This window comes from Bradyrhizobium sp. B039 (genome assembly GCF_038965675.1).
Taxonomy (GTDB): domain Bacteria; phylum Pseudomonadota; class Alphaproteobacteria; order Rhizobiales; family Xanthobacteraceae; genus Bradyrhizobium; species Bradyrhizobium diazoefficiens.
In genome coordinates this window covers 7,089,528-7,104,683 of sequence record NZ_CP152416.1, presented here as the reverse complement: position 1 = coordinate 7,104,683, position 15,156 = coordinate 7,089,528, and the positions used below count along the sequence as shown (strand labels likewise).

At 64.7% G+C, this 15,156-nt stretch carries 15 protein-coding genes; 7 read left to right on the top strand and 8 right to left on the bottom strand.

Features of this window, described 5'->3' with window-relative positions; genetic code table 11:
• Positions 1 to 15: 15 nt before the first annotated feature.
• Both AAFG50_RS33700 and AAFG50_RS33695 read right to left on the bottom strand, forming a co-directional pair.
• Complete coding sequence (locus AAFG50_RS33700) at positions 16 to 1,749, bottom strand: FAD-dependent oxidoreductase (RefSeq protein WP_028174511.1); 1,734 nt, start codon at positions 1,747 to 1,749, stop codon at positions 16 to 18.
• A 7-nt stretch (positions 1,750 to 1,756) separates the two neighbouring features.
• Complete coding sequence (locus AAFG50_RS33695; RefSeq protein ID WP_028174512.1) at positions 1,757 to 2,971, bottom strand: ABC transporter substrate-binding protein; 1,215 nt, start codon at positions 2,969 to 2,971, stop codon at positions 1,757 to 1,759.
• Between the two features lie 113 nt (positions 2,972 to 3,084).
• On the opposite strand from AAFG50_RS33695, the gene AAFG50_RS33690 reads away from it, so the two are divergent.
• On the top strand, positions 3,085 to 3,333 hold the full coding sequence (locus AAFG50_RS33690) for a hypothetical protein (RefSeq protein ID WP_039185869.1): 249 nt from the start codon (positions 3,085 to 3,087) through the stop codon (positions 3,331 to 3,333).
• A gap of 27 nt (positions 3,334 to 3,360) precedes the next feature.
• A complete protein-coding gene (locus AAFG50_RS33685) occupies positions 3,361 to 4,659 on the top strand; it encodes an MFS transporter (RefSeq protein WP_028174513.1) in 1,299 nt (432 codons plus the stop codon).
• Between the two features lie 9 nt (positions 4,660 to 4,668).
• Here the strand turns inward: AAFG50_RS33685 and AAFG50_RS33680 are convergent, their stop codons facing one another.
• Entirely contained in the window at positions 4,669 to 6,159 is a 1,491-nt protein-coding gene (locus tag AAFG50_RS33680) for a hypothetical protein (RefSeq protein ID WP_231166567.1), read from the bottom strand.
• A gap of 216 nt (positions 6,160 to 6,375) precedes the next feature.
• On the bottom strand, positions 6,376 to 6,672 hold the full coding sequence (locus tag AAFG50_RS33675; protein ID WP_028174515.1) for a hypothetical protein: 297 nt from the start codon (positions 6,670 to 6,672) through the stop codon (positions 6,376 to 6,378).
• 282 nt (positions 6,673 to 6,954) lie between these two features.
• On the opposite strand from AAFG50_RS33675, the gene AAFG50_RS33670 reads away from it, so the two are divergent.
• Together AAFG50_RS33670 and AAFG50_RS33665 are read left to right on the top strand one after the other, a co-directional pair.
• A complete protein-coding gene (locus AAFG50_RS33670) occupies positions 6,955 to 7,746 on the top strand; it encodes a fumarylacetoacetate hydrolase family protein (protein WP_028174516.1) in 792 nt (263 codons plus the stop codon).
• Positions 7,747 to 8,239: 493 nt separating this feature from the next.
• The gene (locus AAFG50_RS33665; RefSeq protein ID WP_039185865.1) at positions 8,240 to 8,656 is read left to right on the top strand and encodes a hypothetical protein; all 417 of its coding nucleotides are present in this window, start codon (positions 8,240 to 8,242) and stop codon (positions 8,654 to 8,656) included.
• Between the two features lie 10 nt (positions 8,657 to 8,666).
• On the opposite strand, the gene AAFG50_RS33660 is transcribed toward AAFG50_RS33665, so the two are convergent.
• The 4 genes from AAFG50_RS33660 to AAFG50_RS33645 are packed head-to-tail and all read right to left on the bottom strand — an operon-like array spanning position 8,667 to position 11,997.
• Positions 8,667 to 9,410: an IclR family transcriptional regulator gene (locus AAFG50_RS33660; RefSeq protein WP_028174518.1), complete on the bottom strand. Its 744-nt coding sequence runs from the start codon at positions 9,408 to 9,410 to the stop codon at positions 8,667 to 8,669.
• Between the two features lie 37 nt (positions 9,411 to 9,447).
• Complete coding sequence (locus AAFG50_RS33655) at positions 9,448 to 10,299, bottom strand: CoA ester lyase (protein WP_028174519.1); 852 nt, start codon at positions 10,297 to 10,299, stop codon at positions 9,448 to 9,450.
• On the bottom strand, positions 10,299 to 10,814 hold the full coding sequence (locus AAFG50_RS33650; protein ID WP_323922755.1) for a MaoC family dehydratase: 516 nt from the start codon (positions 10,812 to 10,814) through the stop codon (positions 10,299 to 10,301). Before AAFG50_RS33650 ends, AAFG50_RS33655 begins: the two co-directional genes overlap by 1 nt.
• Positions 10,795 to 11,997, bottom strand: coding sequence for a CoA transferase (locus AAFG50_RS33645; protein WP_028174520.1), 1,203 nt, complete (start codon positions 11,995 to 11,997; stop codon positions 10,795 to 10,797). The genes AAFG50_RS33650 and AAFG50_RS33645 overlap by 20 nt, the downstream gene beginning before the upstream one ends.
• A 226-nt stretch (positions 11,998 to 12,223) precedes the next feature.
• Between AAFG50_RS33645 and dctP the strand changes: the two genes are divergently transcribed.
• The 3 genes from dctP to AAFG50_RS33630 are packed head-to-tail and all read left to right on the top strand — an operon-like array spanning position 12,224 to position 15,144.
• Positions 12,224 to 13,252, top strand: coding sequence for a TRAP transporter substrate-binding protein DctP (dctP, locus tag AAFG50_RS33640; protein WP_028174521.1), 1,029 nt, complete (start codon positions 12,224 to 12,226; stop codon positions 13,250 to 13,252).
• A 35-nt stretch (positions 13,253 to 13,287) separates the two neighbouring features.
• Positions 13,288 to 13,842: a TRAP transporter small permease gene (locus AAFG50_RS33635; protein WP_011089532.1), complete on the top strand. Its 555-nt coding sequence runs from the start codon at positions 13,288 to 13,290 to the stop codon at positions 13,840 to 13,842.
• Positions 13,843 to 13,854: 12 nt separating this feature from the next.
• On the top strand, positions 13,855 to 15,144 hold the full coding sequence (locus tag AAFG50_RS33630; protein WP_011089531.1) for a TRAP transporter large permease: 1,290 nt from the start codon (positions 13,855 to 13,857) through the stop codon (positions 15,142 to 15,144).
• Positions 15,145 to 15,156 lie beyond the last annotated feature (12 nt).

The following is a 15,156-nucleotide window of genomic DNA, read 5'->3' as shown; positions in this document are numbered from 1 at the left end:
CTCCTGGCGTTCCGCTTACGCCGCGTTGCGCTTGGCGGCGCTGTCGGCGAGATGACGGCCGGCAATGTAGCCGAAGGTCAGCGCCGGCCCAAGCGTGATGCCGGCGCCGGGATAATTGCCCCCCATGATGCTCGCCATGTCGTTGCCGGCGGCATAGAGGCCGGGGATGACCCGGCCTTCGGCGTCCAGCGCCCGCGCGTTCTCATCGGTGACGATGCCGGCATAGGTGCCGAGGTCGCCGATCACCATCTTGATGGCGTAAAACGGGCCGTTCTCGATCGGCGCGACGCAGGGGTTCGGGCCGTGCAGCGCATCGCCCTGGTAGCGGTTATAGGCCTTCGAGCCCTTGCCGAAGGCGGCATCGTGTCCCAGCGGCGCGGTCGCATTGAACTGCTTGATTGTCTCGGCGAAGGCCGTGGCGTCGATGCCGGCTTTCGCCGCAAGCGCCTCGAGCGTGTCGCCGCGCATGAGATAGCCGGTACTGAGGTGATGACCCAACGGCATCGGGAAGGGCGGCACGCAGCCGAGTCCGTACTTCCGCAGCGTCTTGTGATCGCAGACGAGGTACGCCGCGATCTCCTCGCCGGGCTTGGCCGCCTTGACCATGGCTTGGACGAAGTCGTGGTAGGAATTGCCTTCATTGGCAAACCGCCTGCCGTCGCGCATCACCGCGATCACGCCGGGCTTGGCGCGGTCGATGAAATGCGGCATCACGCCCTTTGAGCCGTCCTTGCGCGTGGTGAGCGACACCGGCACCCAGGCCGCGGCATTCGGCAGACGGTCCTCGACATGTCCGCCGGCGCTTTCCGCAAGGCGCAAGCCGTCGCCGGTGTTGCCGGTGGGACCCGGCGAAAAATGCTCGTTGCCGGTCGGCGCATGCGGAAACATCTTCTTGCGGCGTTCGACATCGTGCGGGAAGCCGCCGCAGGCGAGCACGACGCCCTGCCTTGCGCGAACACGCACCTCGCGTCCCTCGCGCGACACGATCGCGCCGGTGACAGCTCCGTTCTCGACCGTCAGCTCGCGCACCGGAGAAGACAGCCACATCGGAATCTTGAGATCGAGCGCGGATTTCGCCAGCCGTCCCGCCAGCGCATTGCCGTTGGTCAGCGTCATGCCGCGGCCGTAGCGCAGCACGTCCATCAGATGCCGCGACAGTCGCTTTGCGACATACACCGCCGAGGTCAGCGATTTCGTCACCCGCATGAAATGGATGATCTCCTTGCCGGAGCCCAGCATCATGCCGAATACGGTCAGCTCCGGCAGCGGCATGCCGAGCGTCCTGATCTGCTCGCCGAGCTCGCGGCCGTCGAATGGGCGCGTCACCATGGAGCGGCCGCCTTGCGCGCCGCCCGGTGCTTCGGCGTGATAGTCCGGGAACACCAGCGGCATGTCGAAGCGCAGGGCTGTCCTGGTGGTGAAGAAATCCACCGCCTCGGGACCGGCGCTCAGGAACGCATCGATGCGCGCGCCATCGAAATTGTTGCCGGCCTCGTGCCGCAGGTATGTGCGGGCCTGCTCCGGCGTCTCCTCGATGCCATAGGCCTTCGCCAGCGAGGTGCCGGGGATCCAGAGCCAGCCTCCGGAGCGGGCAGTGGTGCCACCGAAACGCGGCTCCTTCTCGACGATCAGCACGTCGAGGCCGCGATAGCGCGCGGTGATCGCGGCCGACATGCCGGAGGCGCCCGATCCGGCCACGAGCACATCGCACTCGTAAGTCTCAGTTGCGCTATGCTCGTTGCCGGTCATGCGTGCCTCATTTCTTCAGCAGCGGACATTTGGACTCGGAGACCGGACGGAAGGCGTCCTCGCCCTTCACCGTCTTGATGATCTCCAGGTAATCCCAGGGTTCCCTAGATTGTTCGGGCGACTTCACCTTGGCCAGATACATGTCGCGGATGACGCGGCCGTCCTCGCGCAACTTGCCGCCATGGACGAAGATATCCTCGATCGGCAGCTCGCGCATCTTGGCCATCACCTTGGCGGGATCGTCGGTGCCGGCCGCCTTGATGCCTTTCAGGTAATGCAACACCGAGCCGTAGACGCCGGTGTGGATCATGGTCGGCATCACCTTGGTGCGCTCGTAGAACTTCTTCGACCAGGCGCGGGTGGCCTCGTCCATGTTCCAGTACGCGGCCGTGGTCATGTAGGTGCCCTGCGCGGCCTTGAGGCCGATCGCATGCACGTCGGTGTCGAACATCAAGAGGCCGACGAGCTTCTGGCCGCCCTGGACCAGGCCGAACTCGCCGGACTGCTTGATGGCGTTGTCGGTGTCCTGGCCGGCGTTGGCGAAGGCGACGACGTCGGATTTCGAGCTCTGTGCCTGGAGGGCGAAGGAGGAGAAGTCCGCGGTGTTGGTCGGGTGCTTCACGCCACCAAGCACCTTGCCGCCCATCTCGTTGATGAAGCGCGTGGCGTCCTTCTCGAGCTGCTGGCCGAAGGCATAGTCCGCGGTGATGAAGTACCAGGATTTTCCGCCCTCCTTGATCACGGCGGAGGCGGTCACCTTCGACAGGGCGTAGGTGTCGTAGGTGAAATGCACGGTGTTCGGGCTGCACAGCTCGTCGGTCAGCGAGCTCGCGCCGGGGCCGGAGAGCAGGGCGATCTTGTTGCGCTCGCGCACCATGTTGTGCACGGCGATCGCGATGCCGGAATTGGGGATGTCGACGACGGCGTCGACCTTGCCGTTGTCGAACCAGCCGCGCACGATCTGGACGCCGACGTCGGTCTTCATCTGATGGTCGGCGCTGATGATCTCGATCGGCTTGCCGAGCACGGTGGGGCCGAATTCCTCGACCGCCATTTTCGCGGCTTCGACCGACCCCGGCCCGCTGTTGTCGCGGCCCCAGCTTGACAGGTCCGTCAGCACGCCGATCCGCACGGCGTCGTCGGAGACCTGCGCGGTCGCGGTTGACGTCATGGCAGCCGAAGTCATGGCCGCGAACATGGCGCAGGCCAAAAACCCTCTCATCGTCGTTCCCTCTCTTTTTGTGGGCCGCTTGGCGCGGCCGATTATCATGGCGACAAGTTAGATATTAGCGAATGAATTTGTCAATGGCGAATTAAAGCCCGGAAGGTTCCTCCGTGCTGGCGGACGACGGGAAGCGCAACTGCTTCAACACCCGTCATTGCGAGCGCAGCGAAGCAATCCAGACTCTTTCCGTGGAGGCAGTCTGGATTGCTTCGTCGCATCAGCGCAAAATTGCCACGCAATTTTGTCGCGAGCTCCTCGCAATGACGGCGTTGATGCAGTTGTGCGCCACCATTCCCGCTGTGGTCATCGCCAGCAGCAACACCCCCGCAGGTTGCAACCGCCACCGCGATTGGCCATGATGCCGCCGGGAATCTTTGGGGCATGGAATGACGGCAGCAACGGGGGTCTCCGGCGCGACGGAGCGATCGACGACGGCGCATGTGGTGTGGGCGAGCGCGCTCGGCACCGCGATCGAGTGGTACGACTTCCTGATCTACGGCACGGCGGCGGCGCTGGTGCTGAACAAGCTGTTCTTTCCGAGCTTCGATCCCTTTGTCGGCACGCTGGTGGCATTCTCGACCTATGCGGTCGGCTTCGTGGCGCGGCCGATCGGCGGCGCGATCATCGGGCATTATGGCGATCGGCTCGGCCGCAAGACAATGCTGGTCGCGACCATGATCGCGATGGGGCTCGGCACCTTCCTGATCGGCTGCCTGCCGACCTACAGCCAGATCGGCGTGTGGGCGCCGATCCTGCTCATCATCCTTCGCTTCGTCCAGGGCATCGGGCTCGGCGGCGAATGGAGCGGCGCGGTCGTCATGGTGATCGAGCATGCCGGCAATCGCCGCGGCTTCTACGGCAGCCTGGTGCAGATCGGCTTTCCTGTCGGCGTTGCCGCATCCACCGGCATCTTCGCCCTGATGACGAAGCTGCCTGAGGCCGACTTCCTGAACTGGGGCTGGCGCGTGCCGTTCCTGATCAGCATTGTGCTCGTCGGTGTCGGCTTCATCGTGCGGCTGAAGCTTGCGGAGACACCGCACTTCAAGGAGGTGGTCGAGCGCAAGGAGGTGCTGGCGCAGCCGGTCTGGGAAGTGCTGCGCCGCGACTGGCGCAGCTTCCTGCTGGCGATCGGCATCACGGTCTCGGAAGTCGGGCTCGCCTACCTCCTCACCGTCTTCACCGTGGTCTACGCCACGACAAAGCTCGGCCTGCCGCGCCAGGTGATCCTGGATGCGGTGGTCTATGCGGCGATCGTCGAATTCGCCACATTGCCGGTTGCAGGCTGGTTGTCCGATATCTTCGGCCGCAAGGCGCTGTATCTCGCCGGCGGCGTGTTCTCGGTGGCGCTGGCGTTTCCGCTGTTCTGGTTCCTCGATACCAGGGACCCGGCGTTGATCACGCTCGCGCTCGTCGTCACGATGACGCTGACGCATGCGCTGCTGTTCGGGCCGAAGGCCGCGTTCATGCCGGAACTGTTCCGCACCCAGGTGCGCTACAGCGGCGCATCGCTTGGTGCCAACGTCGCGGCCGCGCTCAGCGGCGGCTTCTCGCCGTTGATCGCAACCGCGCTGCTGGCGTGGGCCGGCTCTTATTGGGCGGTGTCGGTCTACATCATCGCGCTGTCGATCATCACGATCGTCGCTACGCTGATGGCGCCGGAGACGGCGCGCGACGCGCTCAAATAATGAGCGCCGTCATCGGCAAGCGGAGTTCGCGGCGCCCGGAATGGCGAGGAAGGTGATGGTCTCGGGTGCAAGGTGCACTGCGCCGGCCTCGATCGCGCGCCCGGCGAGGTGCGGCAGCCCATCTTCGTCGGTCAGCGCCAGCGTGTTGCCGTTCAGTTGCACGGTTGCGCCCTTCAGTCCTGCGGCACGCAAGGTGTAGCGCTCGGCGGGTAGCGGCAACATGATCGTGCGCGCTGCGCTGCGCGAGATATTGATCGCGAGCATGGTCACGGCGCCGCGCTTCGACGGATGACAGTGCGCGTAGACATGGAGGCCGGGTGCCAACGCGGCGCCTGCGTCGAGCACCGTCGTACCCATCAACCGACGCCAGAGCAGCGCGCCCCAATAATTCGGCCGCGGGCGGAACGTCTTCTCGTCCAGCAATCCGTAGTCGCTCGCGGCCAGCGTGTTGTGCATCACCACTTGAACGCCGGCCCTGGCCAGGCGTCCGAGCTGGTCGAGATAGCGGAACGTATCGAGGAAAGTCTTGTCCCAGCGGTTGCCGCCGCAGGCGGCGTCCGCGGTTTCCGTCAGCCAGATCGGCTTGTCCGGCGCCAATTCGTCGCGCAGCGATTTGTAGGTCGATAGCGCGGCATCGGTGCGGGCGAGCCACGCTTCGGACAGCGCACCTGCCGGCTCGTCGCGGCCGCCGCAGCGCGGCGAGATCGTGTTGTAGTGATGATAGGAGAAGCGATCGACACCGGCGCCCGAGGCGGCGAGCAGGTCGCGCGTGCGGAGGCCGGACGCGCCGGTGGAAGCTGAGTCGCCGACCGAGCCTGGTCCGACGATCAGCGTCTGCGGCGCGGCGCGCAGCATCCACTCGTGAAAGATCCCGACATCGCGAACATAAGCCTTCGCATCGTACCCAGGCGGCGCACCGTTGGTCGCCGCGAGCGTCGGCTCGTTCATGAATTCGGCGGCGGCGATGTGGCCGCCCAGCGAGCGCGTATAGTCGATCAGGCGTTGCGCCTGATCCGGCCTCCAAAGGCCGTCCGCATCGCGGCTGCCTGGGCTGATGGCAAAGGAGGTGACGATCTCTGCATCGACCGCGCGCGCAAAGTCGACGACGCCGCGCCACTGCGCGCGGCTTAGCACCGCGTTGAAGCCCGGTGGCGGCGCGGCTGGCGCACTCTCGGTGTCGGCGAAGAACGTCGCATTGGCCCAGGTGCCGCTCACGCGCAGATAAGCCGGCGATAACGCCGCCGCGAGCTTGCGCAGACGCGTGTTGCCGAGCTCGATTGGAGGCCTGTAACTGTAGCGATCCTTGTCAGCCCACGCGCGCATCGTCTGCGGATAAGGCTTCCAGAACCGTCCGCCGGTCACCTCCACCATCTCGATGTTGTAGGACTGAAAGCGGGGATCGATGGTACCGATCGCTTGCAGCCCCGCAGGTGCGATCGCCACGGCGCCGGCGTGCGCGGCGCACGATGTCCCGGCTGCGAGCAGCGCAAGCCCTGTCACCCATGCTGCGTCAAGAAGCCCGCCGCGTGGCATTCGCCATCTTGTATGCACGTCCTGACGCCTTCTTATGCGTGCTGCCAAAAGCAAATGCAGCCGCCCGAACCATTAGCCCCGCCGCGTTCGAAGCGGCGCAGCCCTGGGCAAAGTTCTGGCCATAGCTGGCGTTGCGCGAGCAGAGCCTGGCGCATGTCAAGGCGTGAGTAGCCATGCGAGCATCTACGCGGCAGATTCTATATTCACCAGGACTTCTCCGGCGATGATTTCGGGATCCCCGAGATCAAGGTCATGCATGCTTGCTTGAACGAACTCCATCACCTTATCGTTCGCCGCATTGGCGCATTCGCGGTCCTCAAATATCATCAAGGCGACACCAACGCCTTCGCCCCCATCCAGCACATAGTAAGACTTGAAGCCGCGCGACTCCCTCAGGATCTGACCGACGCCGCTTTTGGCGCGGCGGGCAGCATCCGCGACCGAACGAACCTTGGTGTATTTTCGAATGAGTATGTACATCAGGCCACCCTTGCGTCTCGGTTCCTCCCCCACGCATCAAAGCATACCGGGCCGCTGCCGGACTAGGGCCTACTTATGGAATGGCCCAAAAGTGGAGGTCAACGCAGGCGCTGACAATGTCCGTCCTGCCGCATGACGGGTTGGATGCGGTTGAGGTTGGCTCATCAATAAGACGATGTCTCGTCGCGCCCGTCCAGCGTTGCTGGCATATTGAATATCGTCTAAGCAGACGGATCGGCGCGCATGAACGCCGACCTGCGAAGCAAAAAGGGAGCACAAAAGATGAAAAAGACCACGCGCCGGGATCTGCTCGCAACAGCCGCCGCAGCCACCGCAGCTTCCATCGCGGAGGTTGCGCCTGCCGCAGCGCAGGCCGGACCGAAGCCGATCTTCCCGGTGCCGATGGTCGCGATCCCGATCGTCGGCGAGACCCAGGTGTTCCAGGTCCGCCGCATCTATTGCATCGGGCGCAACTATGCGGCGCATGCGATCGAGCGTGGCTCGGATCCGAACCGCGAGCCGCCGTTCTTCTTCCAGAAGCCGACGGACGCGATCCAGAACGTCGCGGTCGGCGAGGTCGCCGACCATCCCTATCCGTCGCTGACCAAGAACTATCATCACGAGGTCGAACTGGTTGCCGCGCTGAAATCCGGCGGCACCAATATCCCGGCCGAAAAGGCGCTCGACCACGTCTATGGCTACGCGCTCGGTCTCGACATGACCCGGCGCGATCTCCAGAACGGCATGGCCGCGGAGAAGAAGCCGTGGGAAATCGGCAAGAGCTTTGACCACGCCGCGGTGCTCGGTCCGATCCACCCCGCGAGCAAGACCGGCCATTTCGAGAAGGGCGCGATCTCGCTCGCAATCAACGGCACCGTGAAGCAGAGCTCGGATCTCAGCAAGATGATCTGGAGCGTCGCCGAGCAGATCGCAAAGCTCTCGGAAGCGTTCGAGCTGAAGGCCGGCGACATCATCTATTCCGGCACGCCGGAGAATGTCGGCCCGGTGGTGAAGGGCGACGTGCTGCTGTGCAAGCTCGAGGGACTGCCGGACATGTCGATCAAGATCGTCTGATTGTCTTCGCCTCTCCCGCGTGCGGCAGGGCTATCGCATATGGGTTTCACGAGGACTGTCCGCGGGCTTGCTTCGCCTCTTCCGCTTGCGGCGGGTGAGGGGTCTCGCCACGCAGGGACGTTCTCCGCAATCCCCTCAACAATCCCGACGCGGAGAGATTCCCACCCCAGCCCTCCCCCGCAAGCGGGAGAGGGAGCCCGGTGCCGATGCCTCAGCATCGTGCACATCATATGCGATTGCCCTGCCGCGTGCGGGGGGAAGGCCGGATTGCACCTTCAGATGCAATCCGCGTCGCGCGCTCGACGCTAACGGGTTTACCAGCGACAAGGTCGCGCAGTAGTTGCGCCGCGCGACCTCCGCTGGAATCGCGGTTTGAAGGCGAGGCCTCTGAATTGCCGGAGTTCCATCGGCGATTGCCCCGTGTTTGGCAACGAACAAACGTTCTGCAGCCATATTTCAGTAAGAAGTGATCTCCCGTGAGGGAGGCGCTCCGATGAACAAAGCTTTGATCACTGCCGTCGTGCTGCTGGCTGGCGTGCCTGCAAGCGCCGCCGCGCAAGAGCGCGCCGGTGCTGCAGCAATCGGAGCCGTATCAGGCGCTGTGGTGCTGGGGCCGATCGGTGCCGTCGCGGGCGCGGTGGTGGGCTATACCGCCGGACCTGCAATCGCCCGGTCCTGGGGCGCGAGAGATTCACGTTCGGCGAGACATCGGCAGCCGCCGCGCCGCGAGACGTATCGCGCAGCCGCAACCGTCGCTCCGCCGCGCGCACGCGAGGCGATGAATGCCAACGGCCAAATCAGGGCTGCCGGCAATCCGCCGGCCCAAGCCGCGCCTGCGGAGCAGCCTGTTGAAGCTGCACCGGCTGCGCCGGTACAGACTTCGGCGCCGCCGATTCAGGGATTCGAATGAAGCTTCGGCTTTAGGCCGCGGTGGTCTTCGGCCGCAGCCGGTCGACCGTGCGCGCGATCAGCGCCGCCACCTCGGCGACCTTCGGCCCAATCCGGAACTCCGGCCCCGCGACGACGACGGAGAGCCTGCGGTCGCCGATCGGCAGTGGAATCGCAGCGCCCGCGAGGTCGCGGCTGTAATCGCCAAAGCTCTGGCAATAGCCGCGCTCGATCGAGTTGCGCAGTTCGGCTTCCACCGCCTCGATGCTGATCGGCGTCGACGGACCGTACTGCTTGAACTCGATCTTGCGATAGACGGAGTCGCGCTCCTCCTGCGAATATTGCAGCAGCAGCGCGCGGCCGCTCGCGGTCGCGTGGATCGGCACGCGGTGGCCGATGGTCGCGAAATAGCGGATCGCCGCCTTGGACTCGACGACGTCGATGAACACCGCCATCACGCCCGCGGGCGCCACGATCGACGCCGTCTCGCCGGTCTCGGCCGAGAGATCGGCAACCAGCGTATGCGTCCACGGCGGCAGCGGCTCGACCTCCGAGATCATCCGCGCCATGGCGAGCCAGCGCGGTGTCGGATAGAAGCCGGCGCGCGGCCGCGGCTCGTACAGATAGCCCTTCTCCGAGAGCGTCGCGAGCAGGTTGAAGGTCGACGAGCGCGGCCAGCCGAAATGATCGGCGATCTCCGCAAGCGTCGCCGGCTTCCTCGTCTGGGCGAAGAATTCCATGATCTCCAGGACGTTTGCGGCTTGGCGAACGATCATGATCCGGTCCCGTCTGTCGCAGCGCGATGCCCTTGATCTAGGACTGGCCGAGGATCTTCTTCGCGGCGCGAAGATGCGGCTTGTCGATCATCTGGCCGTCGAGCCGCAGCGTGCCGGAATTGGGATTGCTCGCGAACGCCGCGATCACCTTCTCCGCCCAACTGCGCTCGGCTTCCGTCGGCTCAAATGCCGCGTTGACGACATCGACATGCTTGGGATGGATCAGCGCCTTCGCCGAAAACCCGTCGCGCCGCGCCGCCCGGGTTTCCTGCTCGAGGCCGGCCAGATTGTCGATGTCGGTATAGACAGTGTCGATCGGCGCGACCTCGGCCGCGGCGGCTGCCATCAGGCAGAGATCGCGCGCGAGGCGATAGGGACTGTGGAACACGCCGCCCGAGGACTTCTCTGTGGCACCCAACGAGGCGGAGAGATCCTCCGCGCCCCACATCAGGCCGGCGAGGCGAGGGGAGCAGCCCTTGTAGCTGCCGAGCCCGAAGATCGAGCCGGCGGTCTCCGTCGCGACGCAGACGATGCGGGTTGCGCCGACCACGATACCGGCCGCCGCCTCGAGTGCTTCGAGCCAGGTCGCGACCTGCCGCACATCGTCGCCGCCTTGCGATTTCGGCAGCACGATGCCGTCGGGCCTGCCCGGCATCACCGCGGCGAGATCGGCCAGCGTCATGCCGGTGTCGAGCGCGTTGACGCGGACATAGAGCTGGTGTGGGCCGGGACGGCTCTTCAGCATCGCCAGCGTCAGCCCACGCGCCTCCGCCTTCTTCTCGGTGACGACGGAATCCTCGAGATCGATGATCAGCGCGTCGGCCTTGCCTTGGCTCGCCTTCTCGAATTTGCGCGGGGAATCCCCCGGCACGAACAGCATCGAACGCATCAGACCGGCCTCTTGTGCATCATCGCCATGCGGCGGCATTTTCCGACGATCTCGTCGTTCTGGTTCAGGGCGTGGTGCTCGAACTCGACGATGCCCGCCTTGGGGCGCGATTTGGATTCCCGCAACGAAAGCACCTTCGTCGTCGCCCGCAAGGTGTCGCCATGGAAGACCGGCTTCGGAAAGGTGACGTCGGTCATGCCGAGATTGGCGACGGTGGTGCCCATGGTCGTATCATAGACCGTCATGCCGATCATGATGCCGAGAGTGTAAAGGCTGTTGAAAATGCGCTGGCCGAACTCGGTCTTTTCGGCGAAATGCGCGTCGATATGCAGCGGCTGCGGGTTGAGCGTCAGCAGGCTGAACATGGTGTTGTCCATCTCCGTGACGGTCCGGGTCAGCGGATGCCTGAACTCCTGGCCCACGGAAAAGTCCTCGAAATAAAGTCCGGCCATCGCGATTTCCTCCCTGTATCGTGCGGTTTGGCTGGCGCTGCCGTTAAGGCGGCGCCGCCAGATGAACGGCTTTCTGCTGCGCGAGCGCTTCGATCTCGTCTGCCGAGAAGCCGGCCTCGTGCAGAATGTCGCGGCCATGCTGGCCGAGCGTCGGCGCCGGGCCGGCCGGCTCCGGCTGGGTCACGCTCCAGGTCGAAGGCACCCGCATCTGGCGGATGCGGCCTTCCACGGGGTGATCGACCGTCCTGAAGAAGCCGACCGCGTTGAGATGCGGATCGTCCAGAATCGTCTCCAGGGTGTGCATCGGCATCACCGGAATGTCGGCGTGCTCCAGCAGCTCGCGCCACTCCGCGGTGGTGCGGGTGAGGAAGATGTGGCCGATCTCCTCATAGATCTCGTCGATATGTTTCGTGCGTGACGCGTGGTTGGCGAAGCGCGGCTGCTGCAGGAATTCCGGCCGGCCGATCGCCTCGAAGAAGCTGCGCCAGTGCTTGTCGTTGTAGATCAGGACGCAAAGATAGCCGTCGCTGGTCTTGTAGGGCTTTCGGTAGCGCGAGAGCAGGCGGACATAGCCGCCATGGTCGAGCGGCGGATCGTAGGTGAGGCCGCCGAGATGATCGACCAGCACGAACTCGGTCATCGATTCGAACATCGGCACGTCGATGCGCTGGCCCTGGCCGGTGCGCTGCTGGTGCATCAGCCCGCCCATGATGGCGTTGACCATCATCAGACCGACGACGCGGTCGGCGATGGTCACAGGGACGTAGCGCGGCGTGCCGTCACCGGCGGCTGCGAGCAGCGTCGGAATGGTCGCTGCGCCCTGGATCAGATCGTCGTAGGCGGGCTTTGCGGCGTAGGGGCCGGATTGGCCGTAGCCGAAGGCGCCGACATAGACGAGGGCGGGATTGACCGCGGCCAGCGTCTCGTAGTCGAGGCCGAGCCGCGCCATCGCCTGCGGGCGCACATTATAGACGAGCGCGTTGGCGCGCCTGGCCAGCCGCAGCAGCGTGTCGCGGCCTTCCGTCTTCTTGAGATCGAGGACGATGCTGCGCTTGCCGCGATTGGCGTTGTGGAACATCCCGCCCATGCCGGGCGTGCGGCCGGGACCGATCTGGCGGACGATGTCGCCCTCGGGGCTTTCGACCTTGATGACATCGGCGCCCATGTCCGCCAGCACCTGGGTGCCGTACGGGCCCATCAGGACGGAGGTCAGGTCGAGAACGGTGAAGCCGGCGAGCGGTCCCATGGGGCCTCGTTGGGTGCATTCATATTCGTGGAGTTAGAATTCATAAATCTGAGGTGTCAATTCGACCGTCCCGATGTTTCGTGCATGGGCCCATGCATAGTTCATATACTTGACTTATAAATTCACGTATATGTACATTTTCCTCAAGCAAGAAGTGGAGTGAGGGCCGGACGGATGGCAGCCGAAGGCTGCCGCCTTCGGCATGGGACGCGTCAGGGAGAACGAAATGAAGAAGAACAAGGTCTGGGCCGCAGCAGTGTTCGCGCTCGCGCTGCCGGTCTCGACGTTTCAGGCGCAGGCGCTGGAGCTGAAGGTCGCCGATAGCTTCCCCGCCGGCCACTATCTGGTTCGCCTGCTGCTCAAGCCCTGGATGGACGACGTCACCAAGCGCACCAATGGCGCGGTAACCTTCACCTATTATCCGAACCAGCAGATCGGCAAGGCCGCCGACATGTTGCGGTTGACGCAGTCCGGTGTGGTCGACATCGGCTACATCGGGCCGTCCTACGTCTCCGACAAGATGCCGCTGTCGGAAGTCGCGCAGTTGCCGGGGGCCTTTGAGACGAGCTGCCAGGGCACGCTCGCCTATTGGAAGACCGCGCGCGAAGGCGTTTTGGCCAAGCAGGAATACGCGCCGAACAAGATCAAGCTGCTGTTCGAGGTGGTGCTGCCGCCCTATCAGGTGTGGACCGCAAAAACCAAGGTCGACACGACCAAGGACATGCAGGGCCTGAAGCTGCGCACCACTGGCGGCGCGCAGGATCTGACATTGCGTGCGCTCGGCGCGGTGCCGGTGCGCATGGCTGCACCCGATGCCTATGAATCGCTGTCGCGCGGCACCATGGACGGCCTGCTATTCCCGATGGAAAGCGTCGTGGCCTATGGGCTGGACAAGCTGGTCAAGCACGCCACCGAAGGCGTCAGCTTCGGCAGCTTCATCGTCGCTTATTCCATCAACCAGTCGGTCTGGGACAAGCTGCCCGACGACGTGAAGAAGGCGATGAACGAGGCGTCCGAGGCGATCGAGCCGACCGCCTGTGCGCAGGTCGACAAGGAGACGGAGACCACCAGGAAGCACCTTCAGGACCAGGGCGTCAGCTTCGAGCCGCTGCCGGAGGCGACGCGTGCCGAGATGAAGGACAAGCTGAAGGGCGTCGGCGAGGAGTGGGCGAGCGGGCTCGACAGCCGCGGCAAGCAGGCGTCCGCCGCGCTGAAGGAGTTTGAAGATCTGCTCGCCTCCGGTGGCGCCAAGTAACCGTCCATGAAATACGGCAAAGGGAGGCGCTGGAAGTGATCAAGCGGGCGGGAGATGTGCTCGGCGCGCTGGAGCGCGCGCTGACGGTGATCGCGGTGGTGTTCCTGTTCGTGATCATGCTGCTGGTGGTGACCGACGTGTTCATGCGCTACGCGCTGAACCGTCCGTTTGCCTTCACCTATGATCTGATCGGTCTCTATCTTCTGGCCGGCGTGTTCTTCTTCACGCTGTCGGACGGGCTGCGCGAGCATGCGCATGTCGGCGTCGATATCCTTCTGTCGCGCTTCTCGCCGGCGGGACGGCGACTGTCCGAGATCATCACCGCGCTCGCCGGCCTGTTCGTGTTCGTCCTGATCTGCAAGGTCGGGTTCGAGCGTGCGCTGGAGAATTACGAGCAGCACGACGTGCTGGCCGGTGCGATCGCCTGGCCGACCTGGATATCGGCGGCGCTGGTGCCGTTCGGCTGCGGCGTGCTGGTGCTGCGGCTGGCGCTCCAGCTCGTCGGCAATGTGCTGAGCCTCGTCAGCGGGCGCGACCTCTATCCGCTGCCGCCGGTGACCGGCGTCGGCGAAACGCGAAGCTTTGAGTAACGGCAGGCATCCATGACACCTTTCATCGTTCTCGCCCTGCTGTTCGGCCTGCTGGCACTCGGCACGCCCGTCGGCTTCGCAATGGCCTTCTCCGGTTCGGTCGGCCTCGTGATGGTCGGCGGATGGGGCACATTGTTCGGCATCCTGCAAACCGCGCCGCTGTCGACTGTCTCGTCCTACGAGCTGATCACCATCCCGATGTTCCTGCTGATGGCGGACCTCGTGCTGCTGTCGGGTGTCGCGGACGACCTGTTCAAGACGGCGTCGGCCTGGGTCGGGCGCATTCCCGGCGGGCTCGGCATGGCGACGGCGCTGGCCGGCGCAGGTTTTGGCGCGATCTGCGGCACCTCGACGGCCTCCGCCGCGACGCTGTCCTCAACCAGCCTTCCCGCGATGATCCGCCAGGGCTATGAGCCCAAGATGGCCGCCGGCGTGGTCGCGATATCAGGCACGCTGTCGATGCTGCTGCCGACCAGCGTCGCGCTCGTCATCTTCGGCCTGCTCGCCGAGGTGAACATCGGCAAGCTCCTGATCAGCGGCATCATCCCCGCGATCCTCGTCACCATCACCATCATGGCCACGATCTACTTCCTGGTCTGGCAGGATCCTTCGCGCGCGCCCGCCGCGAAATCGGTGCCGTGGCGCGAAAAATTCGCGCTGTTGTGGCAAGTCTCGCCGATGGTGGTGCTGTTCTCGATCGTGACCGGCACGATCTATCTCGGCGTCGCCACGCCGACGGAGGCTTCCGCCTTCGGCGCGTTCGGCGCCTTCCTGCTCGCGATCGTCAAGGGCAAGATCACGCCGTCATCGCTTTACCGGACGCTGCTGCGGGCCTGCCACGGCACCTGCATGATCATCATGATCCTCGTCGGCGCCTCGATCTTCGGCTACTTCTTTACGCTCACCCACGTCACGCAGGACCTCGTCGCCTGGATCGGCAGTCTGCCGACCTCGCGCTGGGTGATCATCACGCTGATCCTGTGCGGCTACATCGTGCTCGGCTCCTTCATGGACCAGATCGCCATCCTGGTGCTGACCGTGCCGATCGTGCTGCCGCTGATCAAGACGCTCGGCTTCGATCCGATCTGGTTCGGCGTCATCAAGATCGTCACCGCCGAGGTCGGCATGATCACGCCGCCGGTCGGGCTGAACTGCTTCATCGTCGCCCGCTATGCCAAGCGGCCGGTGGCGGAAGTGTTCCACGGCACTTTCCCGCATTTCATCGCCCATCTGATCGCGATCGCGATCCTGGTGGCGTTTCCGAGCATCATTCTCTGGCTGCCCTCGCAGATGGGGCGCTAGGATCGGAGCCTC